Here is a 19,559-nt window from a genome sequence, read left to right as displayed (position 1 = left end):
ACTCTTATTATTAGTCAACTGCATAATAATTATTAAATAAAGAAAATGGCACGCCCATCTCAACAACTCGATGAAGTTTTATTGCAAAGTGGCCGCGCCTTGTTTGCGCAACATGGCTGTGGTGGTTTGTCACTGCGCATGCTGGCCGAGCATGCTGGTGTGAATGTGGGCATGTTCCATTACCACTTCAAAAACAAGGACAATTTCCTGACTCAATTGCTGCAAACCATGTATGAGGAAGTGTTTGCGCAACTGCAAGCGGAAGTTAATCATGAAGGCTCACCTGTACAGCGCCTGCGCGAAGCCCTCTACCTGTTGGGGCGCTTGCTGCGCGAACACGGCAACTGGATAGGGCGGGTCTGGGCAGACGCCGCCTTGGGTGAAAAAGTCGCCAGACAGTTTCTTGAAAAGAATGGCGCACGCCATGTATTGCTGATCACTGGTTTGCTGATGCAAGCCATGCAGGCAGGCGAGATAGCCATGATGCCGCCTGCCCATGCGTTGTCATTTTTGATGGGCAGTGTTGCTGCCCCCATGGTCATCGTCCCGCGCGCATTGGACATGGGTTTTGTCCCGGCCATGCTGCAAGAACCCCTGAGCCAGGTATTAAGCGATGCCGCAATTGCCGACCGCGTCAACCGCGCCTTGTATGCCCTGGCTGCAACGAATGAGGAGTTACAACGTGTATAAAAAATTCAAACCCGCGATGACATTTACTTTGGTTCTCGCCATGTCTGTCATGCTGACCGCCTGCAATGAAAAGACATCAACAAACTGGTCAGGCTATGCAGAGGGGGAGTACGTCTATATTTCTGCGCCGCTGGGCGGAAAACTCGACAGCATCAAGGTCCAGGCAGGTCAGCAAGTTACAAAAGACAGCTTGCTGTTTGCCCTCGATGCCGAAGCTGAAAATGCTGCCCATGACGAAGCCAGTGCCCGCCTCATGAGCGCGCAGGCACAAGCCAGCAATACAGAAAAAGGCAGACGCACAGAAGAGATTGCCGTCAACCAGGCGCAACTGACGAGTGCCCAGGCACAAGCAGCACTGGCGAGGCAAGAACTGGCACGCCAGCAGCAATTGGTGGGGCAGGGCTTCGTCTCCAAATCACGCATGGACGATGCACAAACCAATGTCAAACTCAGCGAAGCCCGCGTGGCAGAATTGAATGCGGCACTGAGTGTAGCAAAACTGCCAGCGCGCGTAGATGAACGCGCCGCTGCCCAGGCCAGCGCTGACGCAGCAAAAGAAGCATTGCGCCAGACTACCTGGCGCTCGGGACAAAAATCACAAAACTCACCTGCGAACGCACTGGTGGCGGAAGTGTTTTTCCGTCAGGGTGAATATGTGCAGCCAGGTCAACCGGTATTGTCCCTGCTGCCGCCAGAAAATCGCAAAGCCAGGTTCTTTGTGCCGGAAGGCGAACTGGGCAAGATCGCTGTCGGCCAGGCAGTCAGCCTGCATTGCGATGGCTGCGCAGCAGCTATCCCCGCTCATATTTCCCGGATCGCCAGCCAGGCTGAGTACACACCACCCGTGATTTATTCAAATGCGCAAAGAGCCAAACTGGTGTTCATGGTCGAAGCCAAACCTGACCAACCCGGCAAACTCTTGCTGCATCCTGGGCAACCTCTGGATGTATCACTGCTGGCTTTAGCAACGACAGGAAAAGCACAGTGAATGCCGCACTGACTTCCGCACTGAATACCGGCGTCGATACGGATAATCTCGCCATCAATGTGCATGGCTTGAGTAAATCCTATGGGGGCCGCGCCGTGGTTGACAAGGTCGAACTGCAAGTCGCCAAAGGCCGCATCTGCGGTTTTCTGGGACCGAACGGCAGCGGCAAGACTACCACCATACGCATGCTGTGTGGCTTGTTGACGCCCGATGCTGGCACCGGTTCCTGCCTGGGTCTGGATATCATCAAACAGGCAGAGCAGATCAAGCGCCAGGTAGGATATATGACGCAAAAATTCGGGCTGTATGATGATTTGTCGATACGCCAGAACCTGGATTTCGTGGCACGCCTGTTTGAACTGCCATCCAGAAAAAATGCGGTTGACCAGTCGCTGGAAAGACTGGGTCTGACAGCTCGCCAGCATCAACTGGCAGGATCATTGTCAGGCGGCTGGAAGCAACGCCTGGCACTGGCTGCCTGCCTGATTCATGAACCTCGCCTGCTGTTGCTGGATGAACCAACGGCTGGCGTGGATCCCAAGGCGCGTCGCGATTTCTGGGATCAGATCCACTTGCTGGCCGACCAGGGCATTACCGTTCTTGTCTCTACCCATTACATGGATGAAGCCGAACGTTGCCATGAACTCTGCTATATCGCTTACGGGAAAATACTGGCACGTGGCACTGAGGCAGAAATCATACGCGACTCCAAACTCAAGGTCTGGACACTGCAAGGTGAACAACTGGGTTCCTTGCTGGAACCATTGAAGTCTGCACCCGGTGTATTGAGTGTGGCTGCCTTTGGCAATGCGGTTCACGTAGCCGGGCTGGATGAAGCACTGGTCTTGCAGGCGCTCGATACCATCAGGCATCAGGCCAATATACAAATCACACCCAGTGCCGCCAATCTGGAAGATGTCTTCATCAGCCTGATCGCCAGTGCACCTGATAATTTTTCCAAGGATGACATCCGACAAAAGGTAGCAGCATGAAGCGCTTTTCAATGGCCCGCATGTTCGCCATCTTCATCAAGGAATTCCAGCAAATGATGCGCGACCGCCTGACCTTTGCCATGGCAGTCGGCATCCCGATTTTGCAGCTCATCCTGTTTGGCTATGCCATCAATACTGACCCCAAGGGTTTGCCAACCGCCGTGGTCAGCACAGACAACAGCCCCATGGCACGCAGCTTTGTCGTTGCCATGCAAAACACGGGATACTTCCGTATCGATTCGGTAGGTCAGAGTGAACGCGAGGCAGAAGCCTTGCTGGAAACCGGAAAAATACAATTCATGCTGGTGATACCGTCACAATTCACCGAGCAACTGGTGCGCGGTGAAAAACCGGCCTTGCTGATATCTGTCGATGCGACCGATCCTTCTGCCTCTGGCAATGCCATCGCCGCGTTGAACGTCATTGCTACTCAGGCTCTGCATCATGACTTGAAAGGCCCTTTGCAATACCTGCAAACCGCCACTCCTGCTTATGAGGTGCGTGTGCATCGTCGATATAATCCCGAGGGCCTGTCACGCTACAACATCGTCCCTGGCCTGATAGGCACCATACTCACGATGACCATGGTCATGCTGACTTCACTGGCCATGACAAGAGAGCGTGAACGCGGCACCATGGAAAACCTGCTGGCAACGCCAGTGCGCCCGGCAGAAGTCATGGTAGGAAAAATCTTGCCCTATGTGCTGATAGGTTACATACAACTCGGCGTCATCATCAGCGCCGCCTTCCTGTTGTTTGAAGTGCCGATGATGGGCAGCTTCAGCCTGCTGATGAGCATGATAGGCGTCTTCATCCTGGCCAACCTGGCAGTCGGTTTCACGTTTTCGACGATAGCCAAAAACCAGTTGCAAGCCATGCAGATGACCTTCTTTTTCTTCCTGCCATCGATGCTTCTGTCCGGCTTCATGTTCCCCTTCCGCGCCATGCCGGAATGGGCGCAAGTCATAGGCGAAGCCCTGCCCCTGACGCACTTTCTGCGCATAGTACGGGGTATTTTATTGAAAGGGAATACTGCAGGCCAACTCGCACCAGAGCTATGGCCCATGCTGATATTCTTGCTGCTGGCGGGGTTTGTGGCTTTGAAGAGGTATAGGCAGACTTTGGACTAAGTTTGAAAACACCAATGCCAGGGTTCATATTGAAACCCGCTGCTATTCCCTGGCGGGTAAGACAGATGAAAACCAAAGCGCCCGGCATTATTTTGCAACCAGGCAAAGGCTGCCGTGGTGTCGAAAGAAATTTCCAATTCCGGGTCTTCTGGTGTGGCGATGTCGATGGCGCGGCCAGTGTGGTGTTCGCTGTAGCCGGGTGGGGCGCAGACCAGTAATATGTCTTTCAGTTGCTGGCCCTCGGCCAGCTTGTCGCTGATGATTTCAGTTTGTCTGGCGACGCTGCGGAAGGCTGAAATCATTAGCAGTGCTATGCCATCCTGGCTGGCGGCAGCCTTCATGGCTTGCCAGGCCAGATTGGTGGCAGGGGTCAGCAGGTATTGCCTGCCATCTTCGCCGGTTTCTGCCAGTACCAGTTCTGTGGCTTCTTGCTGCAGTAGCAGGCCACGCTGTTCCAGCAGTTGCGGCGGGATGGTGAAGTTTGCAGCGTGACCAACTGCCATGCTTATTTCGCTTTCAGGTTGGCGAGCAGGGTGTCGAGCATGGCGGCGGTTTCTGCATCTGGCATGCCATCAAATTTTGCTGGCCTGTACTTGGTCTGGAAGGCAACCAGCACGCTGCGGGTGGCTTCATCAAGCAGACCTGTTTGTGGAATACCATAACCATATTGTGCAAGCTTTTGCTGGAACCATTTGATGTCGGGTAATTGCAATTCATAGGCTGTCATGCGTTGTGCGACTTCATCTGCCTTGGGCCAGGGGATCAGGCCAGCATCGGCCAGTTGCTTCCATGGGAATAGCGGGCCAGGGTCGGATTTGCGTAAAGGGGCGATGTCGGAATGGCCGAGTATGTATTCAGGGCGTATCTGGTAACGCAGGGAGATATCCTTGACCAGGGCAATCACGCGGTCTATCTGGGCTTGCGGGAAGGGGAAGTAAATGCGGCCTTCTGGCGTATCCTTGAAGCCGAGATTGACGATTTCTATGCCTATGGAACTGGCGTTCAGGCGGCTATAGCCTTTCCATTCGCTGAGGCCAGCATGATAAGCCAGATGATTCTCTGGCACCAGTTGCCATACCTTGATGGGGTCTTCATCACCGACCAGATAATTTGCGCTGACTGCCTGCTGGCTGAGTACCCGCAATGAAGTGGGCTGATCCAGTGCGGTGTAATGCAGGATGATGAATTGCACACGTTCTTCCTGACTCTTGGCAGAAATGCTGGCATCGAGTTTGCCCATGGGGCCAACCGTAGCACAGCCGCTGATGAAGACGCTGACAGCAGCAAATACGCTATATAGACTGATTTTATTCATGATTGTTTTTTGAGTTGTCGGGCAGCGAGTCGTGCTGCGGAAAAATGGGCTTCGCAAGTGCTCTGGCGAAGGCTGATTTCTGGTGGCAGATGCAGGCGCAGGGATTCTACTATGGCAGGATGCAATTCCTGCACCCTGCCACTGAGTGCAATGGGTTTATTACCAAAACGGGTGCACATGGCCATGCCCAGGCGCGCCAGTTCTTTGCCCGCGCTTTGTAATATGGCCATGGCGACCGGGTCACTGTCGGCAGCGGCGGCGACAGCCATAGCCAGCTTGCCGATGTCGCCACGGCTGCGGTGATAAATAAAGTCACGCGACATGTTCCAGTCATTGCCACCGATGAGCTTGAACAGGCGCTTCGCCATTTCTGAATTTTTCCAGTGATCGGGATGTTCATCTTCGGCACGCCAGAGTTTGCGCATGGCTTCACGCGCTATCCAGAAACCGCCACCGGCATCATCCAGCAAATAACCACGGCCACCGGCGCGGTGAAACTCACCATTGCCATCAATATAGGCTGCGATGGAGCCGGTGCCTGCATAGATCAGGTAACCCGTACCAGGTTTGAAAATATCGAGATAGGCAATTTCTATATCATTACTGACCAGAATTTGTTCTTTTTCCAGATCAAAGCAATCGGCCAGCATATCTGGCAGGGTATGGGCATCGCCGCCAAAACCGGTAATGCCTGCGCGTATGCTGCTTACCTGACCATGGCTGCGGGTGGCGGCGGCCAGACCGGCAAATACCTGGTGTACGGCTTGTGCACCCTCAGCGTTATCGGTTTGCAGGGCAGTCAGGCCAGCAGCAGTACCGCTGGCAAGGATTTGTTCATCTTTAGTCGCCAATGCCCAACGGGTTTGCGTGCCGCCCGCATCTATGCCCAGCGCGATGTAGGTCGTTTGCTGTGGTAAGGGCGTTTGCTGGTCAGATGACATAAATGTAGGTTGGGGTGCTGATTTCTGGGGAATTTGATGAAACATCGTGGATCTGAATCGCAATAACTGGCAGTTGTTCGTTTATCATAGGGCGCTTCTGGCACTGGCAGCGAATGAAAAGATGCATCCGGCTTATAACTTTTTGCTATGAAGCAGCAGCAAAATTTCAATCGCAATCCCGGTATTTTACTGGGAAGATGAGCCCTACCACTTAAGAAAAAGATCAAGATGACAAGCGAGACAGTTACTGCGGTCAACAATCCTGAAGTTCCTGCGGGCGGGGTCTGGCGCTGGATACCCTCATTGTATTTCAGCCAGGGGATTCCATACGTCGTGGTAATGACACTTTCAGTCATTATGTACAAAAACCTCGATATTTCCAATTCTGATATTGCCTTATATACAAGCTGGCTATATCTGCCCTTTGTGATCAAGCCTTTCTGGTCACCTTTTGTGGACATGTTCAAGACCAAGCGTTTCTGGATTGTTACGCTGGAACTGGTCATTGGTGCCATGTTCGGGCTGGTGGCCCTGACCATACCCATGCCAGCGTTCTTCCAGGCGACCCTGCTGGTTTTCTGGCTATTGGCATTTAGTGCTGCTACTCATGATATCAGCTCGGATGGTTTTTATATGCTGGCGCTGGAACAGTATCAACAGGCCGCTTTCGTTGGTGTGCGCAGCATGTTTTTCAGGATGTCCATGCTGACTGGACAGGGTGCCCTGGTTTATCTGGCTGGCACACTGCGCGACATGACTGGCGATGCCAGGTTTGGCTGGATCGTCGTCTTTTGTGTGCTGGCTGTGATGTTCATCAGCTTGTCTGCCTACCATAAATGGGCCTTGCCACGCCCAGCCAGCGATTGCGCGCATGGTGACCCAAACCAGGTAGTGGCAACATTCTTTACGATTTTTGGCAAGTTCATCAAGAAGAAAAACATCTTGCTGACCATTGCCTTTCTCTTGTTGTATCGCTTTGGTGAAGCGCAACTGGTGAAGATGGCACCGCCATTCTTGCTCGACAGTGTAGATAAAGGTGGCCTTGGTCTTTCTACTCAGGCGATTGGTATCGTATATGGCACCATGGGCATGATTGCGTTGACCATAGGTGGCCTCGCAGGTGGTGCCCTGATCTCGCGTTTTGGCTTGAAACGCATGCTCTGGCCGATGGCGCTGGCGATCAATGTGCCGCATCTGGTGTATGTCTATCTGGCCTTTGTGCAGCCACAAAATATCTACCTGATCGGGGCTGCTGTCGCCATAGAGCAAATGGGTTATGGCTTTGGCTTTACAGCCTATGTGCTATATATGATCATGATCGCTGATGGCGAACACAAGACCGCGCATTATGCGATTTGCACAGGCTTCATGGCACTGAGCATGATGTTGCCCGGCATGTTCAGTGGCCGCTTGCAAGAGCATCTGGGCTATGCCCATTTCTTTGTCTGGATATGTATCGCTGCCGTGCCTACCTTTGTCGTCACAGCTCTCATTAAAGTGGACCCGGCTTTTGGCAAAAAAGCTGAATAGAGGCTGAATAAAATATGAACAGAACCGCTTACCCCTATCATTTTCAGAGCACCAGCTACAGTTCACCACAGCCTGGCAGCAGTGTCATTATCACTGGCGCAGTACATGGCAATGAAACCTGCGGCACCCAGGCCATACGCCGCGTCATTACAGAACTCGAAGGGGGCAGCTTGCAATTGCTGGCTGGACGTTTGACGCTGGTGCCGGTATGCAATCCGCTGGCCTACAAACTGGGGCAAAGGGAAGGGGAGCGTAACCTCAACCGTCGCCTGATACCGACTAGCGATGTACAGGAATTTGAAGACCACGTGGCAAACTGGTTATGTCCCCTGATGGCCCAGCATGATGTCTTGCTCGATCTGCATTCTTTCCGTGGACAGGGCGAACCCTTTGTCCTCATAGGGCCAGAAAATAATCGTGACCCCATAGAATCCTTCAGCCACGAGCAGCAGGAACTGGCCATGGCCATGCGCCTGGGTGTACACAGGCTGGTCGATGGTTGGTTAGGAACTTATGCTCGTGGCGTACAGCGTCGGCAGGAGCGACTCGCTCACGATGCTGATGCCAAAACCGTGGCAAATGCAAATACACAGTTTGGTGTGGGGACCACAGAATACATGCGCTCAGTCGGTGGGTATGCCATGACGCTGGAATGTGGCCAGCATCTTGACCCGCAAGCACCCGCAGTAGCTTATGCAGCCATCGTCAACAGCCTGCGTCATCTGGGTGTGATCGCTGGCGAAGTGCCAACACCTGTAACACGGATGGAAGCCCTGCGCATTTATGATGTCATCGATAAATTGCACGATGGCGATAGTTTTGTGCGCGAATGGCGCAGCTTTGATGAATTGAAACAGGGTGAGCTGATAGGCCTGCGCGCCGATGGCAGTGAAGTCCGGGCAGATCAGGATGGCCGCATTATCTTCCCTGACGCTGGTGCCAGTGCTGGTGAAGAATGGTTTTACCTGACCAAACCCAACCCCCGACTGGCCTTGGCCGAATTTGGAAAGGCCAAAGCATGAGTTTGCGTTTTTTATTTGTGGCATTGCTGGGTGTTTCTGCCTTGATCAAGGTTTTGCCCGCACATGCAGCAGCCAGTACTGAAAAAGTCTTGCGTGTATTGGTGACGACGCCAGAGAGCAGCCTGGACCCGGCTGTGGCATCGGACGTACCTTCCGTCAGCATCAATGAAAATATTTTTGAACCCATGCTGCGCTATGACTACCTGGCGCGGCCTGTGAAGCTCAAGCCCAACACCCTGAAAAGCATGCCAGAAATCCTGGATCAGGGTAAAACCTATGTCCTGCATCTACAACCGGGCATCATGTTTACGCCTGATCCCGCATTCAAGGGCAAGCCCAGGGAATTGACGGCAGAAGATTACATCTACAGCATCAAGCGTATCTATGACCCAACGGTCAAGTCGCCCTGGCTGTTCATGTTTGAAGGCAAGTTGCTGGGTGATGAAAAACTCAGGCCAGCCAAAGATGGTAAAAGCCAGGACTTCAACCTGCAAACCAGCATACCCGGTTTGCAGGCCGTAGATAAATACACGCTGCGCGTACGCCTGAACGCACCGGACAGTAATTTCCTGTTCATCCTGGCGACTACGGCAACTGGTGCAGTGGCCAGGGAAGTGGTCGAGGCTTATGGCAACCAGGTCGGCAATCATCCCATAGGAACTGGCCCTTTCATACTCGGCCAATGGCAGCGCAGTTTTCGCATAGAATTACTGGCGAATCCGCAATACCGCAAAGTCGTGTTCAATGACCAGGGTACGGATGACGTCACCAGGAAAATCGCCGCCAACCTGACGGGGCAGACTTTGCCACGTGTCAGCAAGGTAGAAATCAAGATCATGGAAGAACAGCAGTCGCGCGTGCTGGGCTTCCTGAACCACGAATTTGATTATCTGGAGCAAGTGCCACCACCGCTGTCAAATATGGTGCTCGATGATGGCAAGCTCAAGCCTGCATTGCAGCAGCAGGGCGTGCGCCTGTCGCTGTTCACGCCACTGCAAACCTATTACATGTGGATGAATATGGAAGACCCGGTAATAGGTGGCTATACCCCAGAGAAAATCGCCCTGCGCCGCGCCATTGCCCTCAGTTATGACAGCAAGGAAGACATCGCCCTGATGGAAAAAGGCCTGGCAATACAGGCGCAATCTCCATTGCCACCGAATGTGCTGGGTTACGATGCCAGCTATAAAACCCCGGTGCAATATGATGTGAAGCTGGCCAATGCCTTGCTCGACAAGTTTGGTTACAAGCGAGCGGCAGATGGTTACCGCAAGCTGCCTGATGGGCAAGCACTGTATTTGCAAATGCATAGTCTGGCCAGCACGACTGGCCGCTTGCGCGATGAAGTCTGGCGAAAGAATCTGGATGCTATCGGCATTCACGTCAGCTTCAAGACTGACAAGCATTCAGAAGTCTTGCGTGCTGCCCGTCTGGGCAAGGTCCAGATGACCGAGGCCAACTGGATTGCGGACTTCCCCGATGCCGAGAATTTTTACCAGCTTCTGTATGGCCCCAATGCCGGTCGTGCCAATTATTCGCGCTTCAACCTGCCAGCTTTTAACAAGCTGTATGAAGAAGCCATGCGTCTGAGCGACAGCCCGGAGAGAACGGCCATTTACCGACAAATGGCGCAACTCATGCATGGTTATAGCCCCTGGGTGCCACGCATACATCCGGTAACGGCAGATTTATCCCAGCCCTGGCTGCAAAACTTCTATAGACATCCAGTGGATTTCACAAGCTGGCGCTATGTCGATGTGGATGTTGCAGCTCGTAATAAAGTACTAAAATAAATTGTATTGATAGTCTGATGGAAGTTCAAAGCTTGATCATTCCATCTGGTTATATGTCATCGGTAAGTTTTCATTGGCAGGTGCAGGTGACTCACCCTATGCTGCGATTATGAAAAACTCTGTTGTGTGGAGAATGTGTGCGTTGTGAATTGATTGCGGATCATCCTGATTTTTGCCGGCTCGACACCGTCGGCGGCATAGTTATCGATTTACGTTATGTTGGGGCTGACAATTTTGTCGGTCGCGAGTTATATGGTGATCTGGACTGTAGCTGGCTGCACCGCGAAGCGGTAGCCGCCCTGCAATCCGCAGCCGACTGGTTGCAGGAACATCACCCTCACTTACGCATTTTGGTGCTGGATGCTCTGCGCCCGCACCGTGTGCAGGAAATGCTATGGCAACATCTGGATGGCACACCCTTGCGCATGTACGTCGCCGACCCGGCACGGGGTTCCATCCACTCCTTCGGCATGGCGGTGGATGTGACTCTCATTGATGCCAACGGCAAGGAGCTGGACATGGGCAGCGGCTTTGATGCCCTCGAAGAAAAATCCCACCCAGCTCTGGAACAAAGGATGCTGGCCGAAGGGCAACTCACCCAGCATCAGTTGGACCAGCGTGGCATATTGCGGGCAGCAATGGCACACGGCGGTTTCAGGGGTATCAATAGCGAATGGTGGCATTTCAATTGTGGCGACCCTGTAGTCGTGCGTGAAACCTATTTGCGTATTGATTGAGGATGAAGTCATATCCTGTCCGATACGTGCTATTGCTTTTATCCTTGATGGCAAGCACGGCCATGGCGCAAGTCAATCCGACCACTGAGCAGCTGGTGACACAGCAATTGGCTACAATTGTCGCGCAGCCTGATACAGCGCTTTCCAGCCTGTCTGTACTGGCAATCAAGTCTGGTGAGGTCGTTTATCAGCAACAGTTCGGTCAGCGCTATATCGACCAGCAAAATCCAGCCAATAGCCTGCCAGTTGACAATCAAACCCTGTTTCGCGTTGCCTCGGTTTCCAAGATGGTTGCCTCCATAGGTGCGATGTGTCTGGTAGAGCAGGGCAAGCTGGATCTGGATGCCGATATCAGCAACTACCTGGGTTTCAAACTCAGGAACCCGCATTATCCAGATATAGTCATTACTACCCGCATGCTGCTGAGTCACACCTCGTCCCTGCGGGATGACGGTGGCTATAATTTCCCGGCAGATGTCACTATGCAGAGTTTCCTGCAGCCTGATGGCAAAAACTTTGCACAAGGTGTGCAATGGGCTGATCCGGCGACAGCCAAACCGGGAGAGAATTTTGCTCCTGGTCTTTATTTTCATTATGTGAATTTGAACTGGGGCGTGCTGGGTACGGTCATGGAAGCCGTCAGCGGCCAGCGCTTTGATGTGCTCATGCAAAATCTGGTCTTGCAGCCTTTGCAGATAGAAGGTGCTTATCACCCTGAACTTTTATCGGCAGATGCCTTGTCACGGCTGGCTGTCTTGTACCGCAAGCAGGCCAATGAAGTCTGGAATCTGCAAGGCCCGTGGGTGGCGCAGACAGATGATTTTCGCAATAATCCTCTACTTAAAAGACAATTGCAAAGCTACCGGACAGGTACAAATGCAACTTTGTCCAGCCCGCAAGGTGGCTTGCGCATCAGCGTGCAAGGCTTGAGTCGCATCATGTTGATGCTGATGAACGAGGGTGAACTTGACGGCGTGCGTTTGCTAAAACCTGCCAGTGTCAGGGCTTTGACTGCGGAGCAATGGCGCTACGACGCAAAGACTCACAATGGGGATGATTACCGTGGCCTGTTCCTGTCCTGGGGGCTGGGTTTCCAGCGTTTCACTGATACCAGCGCTGCGCATTATGGCGACAGGCTGGTACAGGCCAGGCCTGTCTTCAAACCTGTCGGTCATCTGGGCTTTGCCTACGGCTTGCAATCGGCTTTCCTGTTTGATCCTGCAACACGCAATGGCATTATCTATGCCATAGGCGGGGTCGCCGCAGACCCTGATAAAAATCAGGGAGCTTATTCCAGCCTGAGTATCTGGGAAGAGCAGATACTCACTGCGACTTACAAATTGTTCTAGCTGGTGCGGGCAATAAACTCAGCCCCAGCTTCCTTGATACATTCTACAAAGGCGCGCGCAGAGCGTGACAGTGGCGTTGATTTCACCGTCAACAAATACAAATCCACAGGCACATTCGGCGACAGCGGGCGACATTGTACTTTGCTATGGTCAGATGTGGCGGCAGTAAAGGGATCAATGACGGCTGCGCCAGCACCCAGCTCCACCAGCGTCCTGGCCAGCAAGTACGTCTGCACCACGGTATAAGAAGTAAAGCTCAGGCCCTGTTCTTCGCAGGCATCCATGACGCGGCTGACTAGATGGTCGTCAAGGTCCAGCGCAATCAGGTTCTTGGGCAGGTCAGCAACTGGCAGGGCAGTATTGTCCAGTTTTTTTGCCCAGCTACCCAGCGGTGCGATGGCAGTCATGCTGCCACGTATCAAGGGTTCTGAGGCTATATTCGGGTGGCAGGGATCATACAGGGACAACGCAAAATCCACATCGCCGAGCAACAGCGCATTCACAATCTCACTGGTGTGATGGGTCGCCAGTGTGCAATGCACGTTAGCAAATTTTTTGCGCCAGGTAGCCAACGCCGTGGGCACAACAGTAATCGACAAGGTCGGTGTGGATGCCAGCCTGACGGCTTCGTCAGGATGGTTTTTCAGATTACTCGCCAGCCTGCGTACAGATTGCAAATCGCGGTTGAGCTTGTCAACTTCAGCAAACAGCTTATGTGCTTCTGGTGTCGGGTGCAGCTTGCCCTTGATGCGTTCGAACAGTTTCAGGCCCAGTTGTATTTCACAATGCTGCAAGACCTTGGTGGCCGCTGGTTGTGAAATATTCAGCAATTGTGCGGCACCACTGATCGTACCTGCCTGCATGATGGCATGAAAAACTTCGATATGACGCAAACGCATGGTGAAAGTCCATTCAGCAAAAAATCGAGCTTGATTGTAACGCCTGACGGGGAATATTGTCGCGCTTATCGCCGCGTCTGCGGTTTATGGCGTTATGGCTTGCTAAGCAGGGCAAGGCGCAGATCATCGCCACAGGCAAGCAGTTTTTGATGGGCAGCAGCGACGCTGATATTGTTCAGGATAGCCAGTATCGCTGTCTTGACGTGGAAATCACATTCTTCCAGTATGCGGCGGCAATGCGCTTCATCCCGGCCAGTCGCATGCATGGTCAGGGCAACGGTGCGTCGCAGCAGTTTGACATTGGTCGGTTTGACATCCACCATGAGGTTGCCATAAACCTTGTGCAGACGCACCATCAAGGCGCTGGAAAAACTGTTCAGGGCGACTTTTTGTGAGGTGCCTGCTTTCAGGCGAGTGCTGCCAGAAATCACTTCGCTGCCTGTATCCAGGGTGATACCTATCTCGGCCTGCGAAGTCACAGGTGCATCTGGGTTATTGGCAAAGCCTATGGTCAGGGCACCAGCCTGGCGTGCTGCCTGCAAGGCGCCCAGCACATAGGGTGTGGCACCGGATGCGGCAATCAATATCACCACATCATTGGCCGTCAAACCCAGTTGCTGGATTTCTTTTGCACCCTGGTCAGCATCATCTTCTGCACCTTCGACTGCAACAAACATGGCCTGCTTGCCACCTGCCAGCAAGGACAGGGCACGTTCATTAGGCCATGAAAAGGTCGGTAATAATTCGACACCATCCAGCACACCCAGGCGGCCAGAAGTGCCGGCACCCACATACACCAGGCGGCCACCTGCCAGTATGCGCGGTGCGGCGGCATCCACAGCCGCCGCGATTTGTGCCGCGGCCAGGCTGACTGCACGTATTGCATTGAACTGATCATCAATGAAGGCATCAACCAGTTGCGTGGTCGGGTATAAATCCAGTCCTGTGTGGTTAACGCTAGGTGCTTCTGTATTCAGCATGGCTTGATTCCTTTTCTCTCATTACCTTATGTCCTCTGCCCGCAGAGCACAAATGAAAGCTGATACCCGGCCCATAACTTCAGGTAATGCATGCGGCTGCATGAATTATTTGCAGATACCCTTTGATCAGCTTATGCTGGCTTATCGTTAAAGCACAGATAAACAATGCAAATTCTTCGCCGTCACTTGATATTGATACTGGCTGCCAGCTTGCTGCTATCAGCTTGCCAGTGGGGTTGGCTGCAAGGCGGCGATACCCGCCATCAATTGATCATTTCAGTCCCTGATCAAAAAATGGTGTTGCTGGAAGATGGCAAGCCTGTAGCGACTTATGCGATTTCCACAGCCAAACGTGGCATAGGTGATATGCCTGATAGTTATATGACGCCAGGCGGCCGCATGCAGATCGCCGAGAAAGTCGGTGCTGGCGTACCCTTGGGTTCAGTATTCAAGGACCGCAAGCCTACCGGCGAGATTGTGGCTGCAGACGCGCCTGGGCGTGATCCTGTCGTGACACGCATACTGTGGTTGCGGGGTACCGAAGTGCGCAACCGCAATGCCTATCCGCGCTTTATCTATATTCACGGTACGCCGCAGGAAGGCCTGCTGGGCACGCCAGCAAGTTATGGCTGCATACGTATGCGTTCTGTGGATATTGCTGAATTGTTTGAGCGCGTGGGAGTAGGGGCAGTAGTCGATGTAGTTGAAAAGGCCGTAGATACGGCAACATCTTGATTGTCTATTTGAAAATATCTTTCAGTATTTACAATTTGATGACAATTTGAGTACATTTTTGAGCTGATTCAATAGATGGCCGGGCGTATGATGGCCAGGTGTTTCTATTCTGACAGCTCAATTGAAAGCTCAAAATGCGTCCTACATTATTATGCTCATGCTTGTTGCTTAGCCTCATTTCTGCCTGTGGTGGTGCAGGTACCACCGCTACAGCCACCACTATTGAGAGCAAACCTCAAGCAGTCAGCACAGCAAAGTCTTCGCTGATACGTAACGCTGCCCCACAAGCCAGCGATGCCGACCTGGCTGCAGCAGTCGCCGGTAATACCGAATTTGCCTTGAAAATCTTGCCATTGCTGGATGCGCAAGGGGACAGCAATCTGGTGTATTCACCTTATAGCCTGACACTGGCACTGGAGATGGCGGCAGCCGGTGCCAAGGGTGATACCCTCAGTGGCATGGAGAAGGCGCTGGCTTTCCAACTGCAGCAAAGCCGTTTGCAACCGGCCCTGAATCGCCTTGATTTACTGCTGGCAGATAAGACCTCGACTGCCGCCAAACCGAATGCACAATTACCCAACCTGAATATCGCCAATGCCCTGTGGGCGCAGCAGGGTTACAGTTTGCAAAGCAGCTACCTGGATGCACTCAGTGTGAATTTTGGCGCTGCTGTGAACTTGCAGGATTTCGTTAGTGCTGCTGAACCTTCACGCCTGACGATCAATAACTGGGTAGCTGACCAGACCCAGCAAAAAATCAAGGATCTGATACCTGCCGGTGGCGTTTCACCGATGACACGCGTGGTACTGACAAATGCGATCTGGTTCAAGTCAGACTGGGCGCAGCCATTTACCAAAGAAGCGACAAAAAACCAGGATTTTACTGACCGTAAAGGTAGCGTGAAAAACCTGCCCTTCATGAATTTGACCAGCAATTTCCCGTATGTGCAGGGCAAGGGCTATCAGGCAGTGGAGCTGCCTTATATAGACAACAAACTGGCCATGCTGCTTGTTGTGCCTGATGCCGGCAAGTTTGACAGTTTTATCCAGGGCCTGAGCAGCACTACGATCAGCGACATTACGACAGGCTTGAAAGACAATTACATTGCCCTGAGCATGCCCAAGTTTAACTTCAGTGCCAGCCCGGCGATGAATTCCAGTCTGAGCACTCTGGGTATGGGCGCTGCCTTTGATGCAAGTAAGGCAGATTTTTCCGGGATAAACGGCAACCGCGAATTGTCGATTTCTGGTGTCGTGCACAAGGCCTTCATCAACGTCGATGAAAAGGGAACCGAGGCTGCCGCTGCTACGGGTGTATTGATCGGTGTCACAAGCATTAATGTGACGCAACCCTTGAAGCTGACGCTGGATCGCCCCTTCCTGTTCATGATCAGGGACAGGCAGACTGGCCTCATCATTTTTATGGGTAAGCTCATGAATCCTGCTGCAAGCTAATCGATAGATGCTTTAGTTGTAGCGCATAAAAAAATCCCTTGGCATTGATTGATGCCAGGGGATTTTTGTTTTAGCTCATTACCTGTTCTTTTTACTTGAACTTGTAATTCGCCAGCAAAGTAAATGAACGGCCGCGTGGATCAGCTACGCGTGGTTCCCACGAGCTGCCTGCACCGGTATTGCTGTCATAAGTGATGGCAAATGGCGGGTCGGTATTGAAAAGGTTTTTCAAACCGGCAGTCAGCGTCAGGTTCTTGATGCCGCTATAAGTCACACTCATGTTGTAGATGATGTAGGCTTTGACGTTAGGATTGTAGTTAGATGGCATGACCAGGCCACTTTGTACGCCCGGCAAGACCTGATCCTTGTAGCCAGCACGGTAAATCTGCGTGAAAGTACCTGTCCAGTCGCCCTGGGTGTAGTTGACAAAAGCTGTGTGCTTCCATCTCAGGCCAAGGTCGCCAGTGAAGGTGAAACGGCCAACTTCGCTTTCGCCATAAGGTGCGTTGGCCATAGGGCGGGATTTTTTCTCCAGCAGGTAAGAGCCATCCAGACCGGCAGCCCATTTGCCATTCAAAATTTCACCATTGGCTTTGGCACCAACTTCTACACCACGGGTAATGCTGGAACCTGCATTGACCCAGCGTTGATCAACAAAGATCAAAGCACCTGTGCTGTCGCGCAAGAACTGATCCCTGAACAGGTCATAGTTTTGCAGCATGGTGGTGAGGTCTATGGACGTAATGGAATTCTCCTTGCGGATTTCCCAGATATCAGCATTGGCACTGAAGTTACTGCTTGGTGCCCACACCACGCCTACCGTAGCTTGCTTGGCTTTTTCAGGACCCAGCGTGGTTTTACCACCAGTCAGGATATTTGGCGTAATGGCGGCACAACCAGGCTTGCTGCTATCGACCTTCAAAGTCGGGCAAGTGGCTGGATCGGCCAGATCTTTACCGGCATAAGGTGAATCGGTAATGCCGTTAAACAACTGGTTGAATGATGGCGCACGGAAGCCAGTGTTGTACGAACCACGGAACAGCAGTGTATCTGTCGGTGTATAGCGGAAACTCACTTTTGGATTGAAAGTACTGCCAAAGCCAGAGTAATGATCCTGGCGACCTGCAACGGTAACTTCCAGTGATTTCAAGACTGGCACCAGCACCTCTGCATACACGGCGCGGATATCACGGCTGACTTTAGGCAAGGCATTGCTGTCGTCAAATGGCGCATTCAGGATAGCAGGCCGTACGCTGGCTGCCCTGGCGTCGCCATTGAAGGTATATTCTTCCTTGCGCAAGTCAGTACCTATAGCAGCCATGACAGCACCGGCAGGCAATTGCCAGATTTCGCCAGACAAGGCAGCATCAGCCTGGGTCAGCGTGGTTTTGCCCCCATACAGTGTGACGCCTGCTGCTGAAGTGCTATTGATCAGGTCAAGCGCAGCTTGCGATTGCTTTTCACCAGGCTTGAGGAAAGGGTTGATGATGCCGGTACCCAGGGCATTTGCCAGTGCAACGGTGTAGTTATAACCAGTGCCCAGTTTGGATTCGGACTCACTATAGGCGCGTGACAGGCCGACGCGATAATCCCATTTTCCTATCTGTCCATCGGCACCCAGTTGCAGGCGACCAGCTTCTGTCCGGGTAGAGATTTCACGATTGCCGCATTCCATACAACGCCAGCGGTAGGCAATAGGTGCACCGCGATTGGCTTCTATGCTGGGGAATACTGCAACGATGGCATTGAATACATCGTTATAGGCTGAACCTGTGCTTGGGTAAAATGAAGACGCGGGGAAGTTGGTACCCGGTGACACCTGGTTAGGCGAAAAGCGTTTCGACACTTCAACCTGGGAGCCGACTGCTTCTGCAAACAATTGGTGTGTGCCTATCTTGAACGTGGCACGGGCGACAAAGTTATCGTTCTTGACTGGCTGTTGCAACACTGCAGCGCGACCCGTGTCCCAGGCGCAAGCATATTTGGATGATGCCACATCCCACAGCTTGGCATCATAAGCCGCCATGCCATCGACGGCACTACAGCCAGCACCACCTGGTAAATTCAATACGTTGATGGCATTCATGACCTGGGTAGTGCCAGGGAAGACCGGGCCACTATTGCTCTTGTTGCTGAGTATGGTGTTTGCCAGTGAGGTAGCAAATACGGTCGCATTCGGTGTGCCACGGGTATCCACCGACAAACCCCGGTTGGGCTGGAAGGTATTCACAAAATCACGCTGGTCACCGCGCAGTGCATCGTTCTCGCTATGGGTGGCTGTGAGCAGGACATTGTAGTTATCTTTGTCCAGATCACCAAAACCACCAACCACGGACACGCGCTTGATATTGCCGCCGCCTTGCTGGGAGATATCGGTGAAGGCCTGGGCTTCCAGGCCATTGTAATTCTTGCGCAGGATGAAATTGATGACACCACCAATTGCATCCGTACCGTAGATGGCTGAGGCGCCATCTTTCAAGACTTCAATTCTTTCCACCGCAGCCATGGGGATGGAATTCAAGTCAACTGCCGAACCCTTCATGCCATGGGTGGCAACGCGACGGCCATTCAGCAACACCAGGGTACTGTCTGCACCCTGACCACGCAGATTGGCAGAGGATGCACCATTGTTACCGCGTTGTGCGCCGGAGGTAACGTCAGCATTACTGGCCAGGTTGTCAGAACCATTGCCATTGATGTTCAGGTTGGCGATAAATTGCTCGGCAGTGACGATGCCCGCAGCTTCCAGCTGCTTGCGGGTAATGACCTCTATCGGCAAGGCACCTTCGGAGGCAATGCGTTTGATACTGCTACCGGTAATTTCTACTCTTTGCGGTGGTGGAGCAGGCTGTTCCTGCGCCAGTACCCATCCGCTGGTACCTGCAGAAATGCCTATCAGGGCGATGCACCTGGCTATGGTCTTTAACTTCACTGGTCTCTCCTTGGGTCGTACGACGTTGATGTGTGAGCGGTTTTACTTTCAACTATCGGCTATAGCCGCAAT

The 19,559-nt window shown here is 52.7% G+C and carries 17 protein-coding genes; 11 read left to right on the top strand and 6 right to left on the bottom strand.

From position 1 onward, the window contains the following. Nucleotides 1-45: 45 nt before the first annotated feature. The 4 genes from ACO0LD_RS22460 to ACO0LD_RS22445 are packed head-to-tail and all read left to right on the top strand — an operon-like array spanning nucleotide 46 to nucleotide 3,800. Nucleotides 46-690, top strand: a complete 645-nt coding sequence (locus ACO0LD_RS22460; protein ID WP_423010399.1) for a TetR/AcrR family transcriptional regulator — start codon at nucleotides 46-48, stop codon at nucleotides 688-690. After that, the gene (locus ACO0LD_RS22455) at nucleotides 683-1,678 is read left to right on the top strand and encodes an HlyD family secretion protein (protein WP_423010398.1); all 996 of its coding nucleotides are present in this window, start codon (nucleotides 683-685) and stop codon (nucleotides 1,676-1,678) included. Before ACO0LD_RS22460 ends, ACO0LD_RS22455 begins: the two co-directional genes overlap by 8 nt. Further along, nucleotides 1,675-2,670 carry an ABC transporter ATP-binding protein gene (locus ACO0LD_RS22450; protein ID WP_423010397.1) on the top strand — a complete coding sequence of 332 codons (996 nt, stop codon included), beginning with the start codon at nucleotides 1,675-1,677 and terminating at the stop codon, nucleotides 2,668-2,670. Before ACO0LD_RS22455 ends, ACO0LD_RS22450 begins: the two co-directional genes overlap by 4 nt. After that, the gene (locus ACO0LD_RS22445; RefSeq protein ID WP_423010396.1) at nucleotides 2,667-3,800 is read left to right on the top strand and encodes an ABC transporter permease; all 1,134 of its coding nucleotides are present in this window, start codon (nucleotides 2,667-2,669) and stop codon (nucleotides 3,798-3,800) included. Before ACO0LD_RS22450 ends, ACO0LD_RS22445 begins: the two co-directional genes overlap by 4 nt. On the opposite strand, the gene ACO0LD_RS22440 is transcribed toward ACO0LD_RS22445, so the two are convergent. Genes ACO0LD_RS22440 through ACO0LD_RS22430 form a run of 3 tightly spaced genes read right to left on the bottom strand, consistent with a single transcriptional unit; the run spans nucleotide 3,797 to nucleotide 6,056 of the window. Next, nucleotides 3,797-4,303, bottom strand: coding sequence for a M15 family metallopeptidase (locus tag ACO0LD_RS22440; protein ID WP_423010395.1), 507 nt, complete (start codon nucleotides 4,301-4,303; stop codon nucleotides 3,797-3,799). The two genes, ACO0LD_RS22445 and ACO0LD_RS22440, sit on opposite strands and share 4 nt — an antisense overlap. Before the next feature lie 2 nt (nucleotides 4,304-4,305). Beyond that, nucleotides 4,306-5,115, bottom strand: coding sequence for an N-acetylmuramoyl-L-alanine amidase (locus ACO0LD_RS22435; RefSeq protein ID WP_423010394.1), 810 nt, complete (start codon nucleotides 5,113-5,115; stop codon nucleotides 4,306-4,308). Next, on the bottom strand, nucleotides 5,112-6,056 hold the full coding sequence (locus ACO0LD_RS22430; protein WP_423010393.1) for an N-acetylglucosamine kinase: 945 nt from the start codon (nucleotides 6,054-6,056) through the stop codon (nucleotides 5,112-5,114). Before ACO0LD_RS22430 ends, ACO0LD_RS22435 begins: the two co-directional genes overlap by 4 nt. Nucleotides 6,057-6,284: 228 nt before the next feature. On the opposite strand from ACO0LD_RS22430, the gene ACO0LD_RS22425 reads away from it, so the two are divergent. From ACO0LD_RS22425 to ACO0LD_RS22405, 5 genes are all read left to right on the top strand, one after another. After that, complete coding sequence (locus ACO0LD_RS22425) at nucleotides 6,285-7,586, top strand: MFS transporter (RefSeq protein WP_423010392.1); 1,302 nt, start codon at nucleotides 6,285-6,287, stop codon at nucleotides 7,584-7,586. Nucleotides 7,587-7,600: 14 nt separating this feature from the next. Continuing rightward, nucleotides 7,601-8,608 carry a succinylglutamate desuccinylase/aspartoacylase family protein gene (locus ACO0LD_RS22420; protein WP_423010391.1) on the top strand — a complete coding sequence of 336 codons (1,008 nt, stop codon included), beginning with the start codon at nucleotides 7,601-7,603 and terminating at the stop codon, nucleotides 8,606-8,608. Further along, complete coding sequence (locus ACO0LD_RS22415) at nucleotides 8,605-10,401, top strand: ABC transporter substrate-binding protein (RefSeq protein WP_423010390.1); 1,797 nt, start codon at nucleotides 8,605-8,607, stop codon at nucleotides 10,399-10,401. Before ACO0LD_RS22420 ends, ACO0LD_RS22415 begins: the two co-directional genes overlap by 4 nt. A 137-nt stretch (nucleotides 10,402-10,538) precedes the next feature. After that, nucleotides 10,539-11,138, top strand: coding sequence for a M15 family metallopeptidase (locus tag ACO0LD_RS22410; protein WP_423010389.1), 600 nt, complete (start codon nucleotides 10,539-10,541; stop codon nucleotides 11,136-11,138). A gap of 47 nt (nucleotides 11,139-11,185) precedes the next feature. After that, nucleotides 11,186-12,487: a serine hydrolase domain-containing protein gene (locus ACO0LD_RS22405; protein WP_423010489.1), complete on the top strand. Its 1,302-nt coding sequence runs from the start codon at nucleotides 11,186-11,188 to the stop codon at nucleotides 12,485-12,487. On the opposite strand, the gene ACO0LD_RS22400 is transcribed toward ACO0LD_RS22405, so the two are convergent. After that, nucleotides 12,484-13,386, bottom strand: coding sequence for a LysR family transcriptional regulator (locus tag ACO0LD_RS22400; protein ID WP_423010388.1), 903 nt, complete (start codon nucleotides 13,384-13,386; stop codon nucleotides 12,484-12,486). The two genes, ACO0LD_RS22405 and ACO0LD_RS22400, sit on opposite strands and share 4 nt — an antisense overlap. A gap of 92 nt (nucleotides 13,387-13,478) precedes the next feature. Next, the gene (locus tag ACO0LD_RS22395) at nucleotides 13,479-14,366 is read right to left on the bottom strand and encodes an N-acetylmuramic acid 6-phosphate etherase (RefSeq protein WP_423010387.1); all 888 of its coding nucleotides are present in this window, start codon (nucleotides 14,364-14,366) and stop codon (nucleotides 13,479-13,481) included. Between the two features lie 165 nt (nucleotides 14,367-14,531). Between ACO0LD_RS22395 and ACO0LD_RS22390 the strand changes: the two genes are divergently transcribed. Both ACO0LD_RS22390 and ACO0LD_RS22385 read left to right on the top strand, forming a co-directional pair. Further along, a complete protein-coding gene (locus ACO0LD_RS22390) occupies nucleotides 14,532-15,101 on the top strand; it encodes a L,D-transpeptidase family protein (protein WP_423010386.1) in 570 nt (189 codons plus the stop codon). A gap of 134 nt (nucleotides 15,102-15,235) precedes the next feature. Further along, on the top strand, nucleotides 15,236-16,555 hold the full coding sequence (locus ACO0LD_RS22385) for a serpin family protein (RefSeq protein ID WP_423010385.1): 1,320 nt from the start codon (nucleotides 15,236-15,238) through the stop codon (nucleotides 16,553-16,555). Between the two features lie 91 nt (nucleotides 16,556-16,646). Here the strand turns inward: ACO0LD_RS22385 and ACO0LD_RS22380 are convergent, their stop codons facing one another. Then, nucleotides 16,647-19,487, bottom strand: coding sequence for a TonB-dependent receptor domain-containing protein (locus ACO0LD_RS22380; RefSeq protein WP_423010384.1), 2,841 nt, complete (start codon nucleotides 19,485-19,487; stop codon nucleotides 16,647-16,649). Between the last annotated feature and the right edge of the window lie 72 nt (nucleotides 19,488-19,559).

The organism is Undibacterium sp. Ji83W (assembly GCF_049340385.1).
Lineage (GTDB): Bacteria > Pseudomonadota > Gammaproteobacteria > Burkholderiales > Burkholderiaceae_D > Undibacterium.
The sequence above is the reverse complement of the archived record's forward strand: the minus strand, read 5'-3'. Positions and strand labels throughout refer to the sequence as shown.